Annotated in this window: 7 protein-coding genes; 5 read left to right on the top strand and 2 right to left on the bottom strand. The window is 40.6% G+C overall.

The window, feature by feature from the left end:
- Window positions 1–42: 42 nt before the first annotated feature.
- Together AC805_RS01805 and AC805_RS01810 are read right to left on the bottom strand one after the other, a co-directional pair.
- Window positions 43–366, bottom strand: a complete 324-nt coding sequence (locus AC805_RS01805; RefSeq protein ID WP_055073834.1) for a hypothetical protein — start codon at window positions 364–366, stop codon at window positions 43–45.
- 68 nt (window positions 367–434) lie between these two features.
- The gene (locus AC805_RS01810; RefSeq protein WP_231662396.1) at window positions 435–1592 is read right to left on the bottom strand and encodes a 3-deoxy-7-phosphoheptulonate synthase; all 1158 of its coding nucleotides are present in this window, start codon (window positions 1590–1592) and stop codon (window positions 435–437) included.
- A gap of 254 nt (window positions 1593–1846) precedes the next feature.
- Here AC805_RS01810 and AC805_RS01815 point away from each other — a divergent pair, with 254 nt between their 5' ends.
- From AC805_RS01815 to AC805_RS01835, 5 genes are all read left to right on the top strand, one after another.
- The gene (locus AC805_RS01815; RefSeq protein WP_055073835.1) at window positions 1847–2344 is read left to right on the top strand and encodes a DUF1648 domain-containing protein; all 498 of its coding nucleotides are present in this window, start codon (window positions 1847–1849) and stop codon (window positions 2342–2344) included.
- A gap of 262 nt (window positions 2345–2606) precedes the next feature.
- A complete protein-coding gene (locus AC805_RS01820; protein WP_055073836.1) occupies window positions 2607–2861 on the top strand; it encodes a DUF4258 domain-containing protein in 255 nt (84 codons plus the stop codon).
- A gap of 24 nt (window positions 2862–2885) precedes the next feature.
- Window positions 2886–3116 (top strand): DUF2283 domain-containing protein, encoded by a 231-nt coding sequence (locus AC805_RS01825; protein WP_055073840.1) that lies wholly within the window; start codon window positions 2886–2888, stop codon window positions 3114–3116.
- 342 nt (window positions 3117–3458) lie between these two features.
- Complete coding sequence (locus AC805_RS01830) at window positions 3459–4118, top strand: hypothetical protein (RefSeq protein ID WP_156341277.1); 660 nt, start codon at window positions 3459–3461, stop codon at window positions 4116–4118.
- 170 nt (window positions 4119–4288) lie between these two features.
- A complete protein-coding gene (locus tag AC805_RS01835; RefSeq protein ID WP_055073838.1) occupies window positions 4289–5167 on the top strand; it encodes an Rpn family recombination-promoting nuclease/putative transposase in 879 nt (292 codons plus the stop codon).
- Window positions 5168–5410: the final 243 nt, after the last annotated feature.

Below are 5410 nucleotides of genomic sequence, written 5' to 3' on the forward strand. Positions count from 1 at the left end.
TATAGTTGTTTTAAATAACTTGTAGACGGGCTTCGACTTCGCTCAGCCCTCGGTGTAAGCTAGCTGAGCGAAGTCGAAGCTGTAGTTTTTATTTGAATTATCTATAAGTATGAATTTGGGCAAGAAGCCAGCCTTGGCAAAGTTCACGTAAATTAGACCAACCACGCCTTGATGCTCTTTCAGTTCGACATGGTATTCCTGTAAACGTTGTTCCCATCCTTTGCGAGTGCCGATGGTGCGGGTCTCATGAAACTTGTAGTTGTGGGGAGAGATAGGCGATCGCGGAGATATGTATATAAAGCGCATTAGGCAACTTTTTGCCAATAGGACTCTGCTGGCATAGATCTCTGATTTGGCTATGGGCATACTCTCTAATCATTGCCACAGGTGCTAAAGGATTGCAACAAAAAGCGCCCAATGGGCGCTTTTTGCAGTTAGAAACGACCTGCTCTAACAGCCTGAGCGAGATCGGTTAAAACCTCGACGGTTGTCTCGAAATTAATACAACCATCGGTAATACTCTTGCCATATTCCAACTTCGCCAAGTCTTTCAAAGGTTGCTTGCCACGATTGAGATGGCTTTCGAGCATAATCCCCACAATGTATTCAGACCCATTACGCACCTGCTCGCTAATATCTTGCAGTACGATCGGTTGATTTTTGTAATCTTGTCCGCTGTTATCGTGGCTGCAGTCCACCATCATGTAGGGTTGCAACTGGCGATCGCTTAAGCGATTTGCGATCGCATTTACATGAGCCTTGTCATAGTTAGGTCCTTGCTTGCCGCCACGCAGGACGATATGCCCATCGGGGTTACCTGAAGTGGTGATAATACTCGCTAAACCCTCATTGCTAACTCCGAGAAAGCGATGGGGTTGCCGTGCCGACAGCATCGCATTAATAGCAACATCAATGCTGCCATCGGTTCCATTTTTAAAACCGACAGGCATCGATAGCCCAGAGGACATCTCACGGTGAGTTTGGCTCTCGGTAGTTCTTGCCCCGATCGCCGTCCAAGAAATTAGATCTGCTAGGTACTGAGGTATGATCGGATCGAGCAATTCCGTCGCACAGGGCAAGCCCAATTTCGCCACATCTATCAATAGACCCCTTGCCATGCGGATCCCATAATTAATATCAAAAGTCCCATTAAGATGGGGATCGTTGATCAATCCTTTCCAGCCAATGGTGGTGCGTGGCTTCTCGAAATAAACCCGCATCACGATCTCAAGAGCATCGCTGACCTCATCGCGGAATTTGGCTAGTTTTTCGGCATATTCGCGGGCGGCTTTGACATCATGAATCGAGCAGGGACCGACTACCACCAGCAAGCGGCGATCGCTACCATTTAAAATATTGCGAATTCTAGCCCTTGCCTCGGAAACAACTTTGGCGATCGCGGTGGTAATGGGTAACTCGGTTTTAACTGCCACGGGGGCTAGCAATGGACAAGTTTCAACCACATGCAGATCGCTAGTCTTAATTTGATCTAAGCCTCGATCTGAATTTTGATTTAAATTGGCATCTACTACTGATACTACTTGACCAGAAATATTTGCGATTTCAGTTGGGGACACGCCTTTTAACTCCATATAATCCATATAAGTATCTACTTATACTTTAGCCTCCCGATGGGGTTAACGTATCCCATAAATGGATTTTTGTTACAACTATCTGCAAAAAATATCTTTATTTTTAGTTTGCTTAGATAATTTTAAGTAGCTAAGCGTAATTAAAAAACAGAACTAAAACCCGTGGCGCACGCGCATCATGCGCCATAGTTTTTGGGGTTTTATGCTTAATTGCGATCGGCTACTTAGTAAATATACTTAAGGAGCATCCAGTGATGAAATTACCGTTGTATATCGTGCTGTTTTTATTTGGATTAGCGATCGCCCAAAGTATCTACTTCTATCCATTACTCCCAGATATCGTAGGCTCTCATTTCGATGCCGCAGGAAAAGTCAACGGAACCTCTTCCAAGTTTATTTACTTTATTCTGTACTTTGTCACCTTGGCAATTACCAGTTCCTTTGCACTGGGTCTTCCTTTAATCCTCCAGCACTTGCCAACTTCATTAATTAACTTGCCCTATCGTGAATATTGGCTATCATCCGATCGCCTCGAAGAGACATTAAGTTTTTTCAAAATACATTTTTCTTGGTTTGGGGTTGGAACGACATTACTCATAATTGCCATTTTCCATCTGACGTTTTTAGCTAATCTCAGTTCAAACAAAGGTTTCAATATCTCTATACCATTTTGGACTCTATTGGGTACTTATGCTGTATTTACGATCTGGTGGACAGTGGTGCTAATAAAACGCTTTCCTAAACCATCATAATCAACACAAGTATTCTTTAAGTCTTTATTTTACTTTTCTCAATCCGCGATCGCTTAAGTCTCAAGATTAATATTGGCGATCGCTTTTTAGTGATAATTAAGGCGATCGCTGGTTGCTTTTCATACTGGTAAAGGCGATCGCTTAAGTCTCAAGATTAATATTGGCGATCGCTTTTTAGTAATATTTGAGGAGGTCAATCATTGTTTGGTTGTATATGTTCAAACATATAAAATATTGACAGGAACTGGTTACAGTAAAATTTATGAAGTCAATTCGTTTTACTAAACACGCTTTGGCACAATGCATAGAGCGCGGTACAAATGAACTGGAAGTTATAGAAGCAATTCGTAATGGCAATCACAAACCAGCCAAGCAAGGTAGACTTGAGTATCGTTATGATTTTCAGTTCGACGGCAAATGGCAAGGGCACTCCTATGCTATTAAACGAGTTGCCCCAATCATCGTTGAAAGTGAGACAGAGATAGTCGTGGTTACAGTATATACATTTTATTTTTGATTGATTATTAAGGAAGCCAAAATCATGAAAATTAGCTACGATCAAGAAACTGACGCACTCTATATTCGCCTAGTTGAAGGACATCATGAATGTCGGACTTTACGCCTAAGCGAGGAAATAGCTCTAAATATTGCTGCTGGTGAAGTTTTAATTGGGATAGAAATTCTTGATGCAAAAGAGATTCTTGGAGCAGGTCAGCTACCACAAGTCGTTCTAGAAAATATCCCATTCGAGATTGTACCGATCGCAGCGTAGAGTTTACTTTTTGGATTTGAGAGAGGCGATCGCTTGTTGTTTTTCATGCCTGTAAAGGCTAATGTCAGTCTTTAACCGCTCTTTGTCTGTAAATTTTCCTCAATCAATATTTTTACCGAATCTATTGTGAATTAGTCTTCCACTCTTACTACTTCAATAATGGCGCGTTACGCTAAAGCTAACGCACCCTACTTGCTTGAGTATGGCTATGATTTTCAGTTCGACAAAAACTGGATACACTAGATTTACCACTTCACTCACAAAGGTGCTATTTTAGTTATGTCTTCAAATTCCCAGTATTTAATCAATGAGTTTGATATACGGTTCTATCACTGGAGTCTATTGGAAATCCAACGAGAAGTTAGAGAAGATTTTCCTTCTCTAAGAATGCTTCTCAATCCAGAGACTCAAAATATTATCAAAATATTCGATTCTTTATCGCCTGAGCAAAAATTAGAATTAGCAATAGCTCTCGTTAGATTTAGTCAGCGTCGTACTCTTAGCTTATTAGGCGAAAATTTAACTGATAGAGACCAAGAACTTGATCATTGGTTTTACAATGAGGCTAATTCCCACAGCCAAATAATTAAACAACTTGAGTATCGCAATTCTATACAACAAGTTGTTGATTCAAAAAGAATAAAGTCTTTAGTTAGCAAAGAATTAGAGCCTATTTTAGGAAAGCCATTCAGTAGACGGGGAGATTTAGGGTATCAGACCATAATAAATTGCTGGTCAGTTAAGACATGGATTGAAATTGGAAAGGGTACTTTTAGGTACTTTCATACAATCTTTCATCAAGACGAGAAAAGTATTAGACTTGGTCCAGGAGTAGGAGTTTCCATTGGAGTATGGTTTGGTTTAGGTTCTATTAATACACCTTGGATATGCACCACCGAAGAAGAAGCAGAACAATCAGCTAAGTCACTTAATATTCTTTGCGATCATTTCTTGAATGCATTACCTGATTTATTGGAAGGTCTTTTCTATGAGAAATCTTAGTAGTAATGTATAATGTATGGAGCGTTCATTAAATGAACCGCATCAAATAAATCTATTTGAAAGCCATCCTAATTACGAGTATAGGAGCGATGCTCACAAGCTGATCTGAGAGCTTTAGAATCATGGCTTGAGTCGTTCTCAAATACCTATGAGGATGATAAAATCCCGCAATGATTGACAACATCTGTAAATTCCTTGCCGAAACCTTCCCCACCGACTTTGCCAGTTGGCTGTTAGGAGAACCGATTAACTTTACCAAACTCGAACCATCGGAACTCTCCGTCGAACCAATTCGGGCTGATTCAGTTATATTTCTGAAATCATTAAGAATGATACTCCATATAGAGTTTCAGACCGATCCAAACAAAAATATCCCCTTCCGCATGACCGATTACCTGTTGAGACTGCATCGACAATTTCCAGACAGGGAAATCTATCAAGTCGTAATTTACCTCACACCCAGTGAATCAACCCTTGTTTACCAAACCACATTTAACCTTGGCGGACTCAGCCATCAATTTAACGTCATCAGGCTTTGGGAACAACCCACAGAAATATTTCAGCAATTCCAAGGACTACTACCCTTTGCAACCCTCTCACAAACCGATAACCCCGAAGAAACCTTAAGACAAGTTGCCCAGCAAATTGAAAAAATTAGCGATAAACAAGTACAAAGCAACGTCGCCGCATCGACAGCTATAATATCGGGTATAGCCCTGAATAAAGAAATCATCCAAAGACTTTTAAGGAGCGAAATAATGAAAGAATCAGTTATTTACCAAGAAATTCTGCTAGAAGGTTTAACCGAAGGTGAGGCTAGAGGTCTAGCTAAAGGTGAAGCCAAAGGCGAGGCTAATGCATCTAACAAAATCGCCCTAAACATGTTGCGCTCCAATATGTCTATAGAGTTAGTTGCCCAATTTACAGGACTAACCCTCAAACAAGTCCAAAAGTTACAAAAACTATCTACAAAACAGCCTAAGTCCCCGAAATCAACAAAAACAAAGCGGCAGAAAGCATCTCCGCTTGGAGAATCGCCAAAATCATAATTAGCTTACATGATCGCCTCAACCTGCTGTTTAGCTAGTATTTCTTGAAGAGCGATCGCTTAAGTCTCAAGATCAGGGCAACCGCATAAAAAAGGTAATAAAATTTAGGAGAAAATAAACAAATAAAGCCACAATGAATAGCCCTATCGAAGTAAGTTTACTGAGCCACTTTGAGGGAGTAGAAGATCCACGAGATAATCGAGGGAAAGAGCATATCTTGCTAGACATAATCGTGATAGCAAT

Origin of the sequence: Pseudanabaena sp. 'Roaring Creek' (assembly GCF_001402795.1) — a bacterium.
In the GTDB taxonomy this organism is placed as follows: Bacteria; Cyanobacteriota; Cyanobacteriia; order Pseudanabaenales; family Pseudanabaenaceae; genus Pseudanabaena.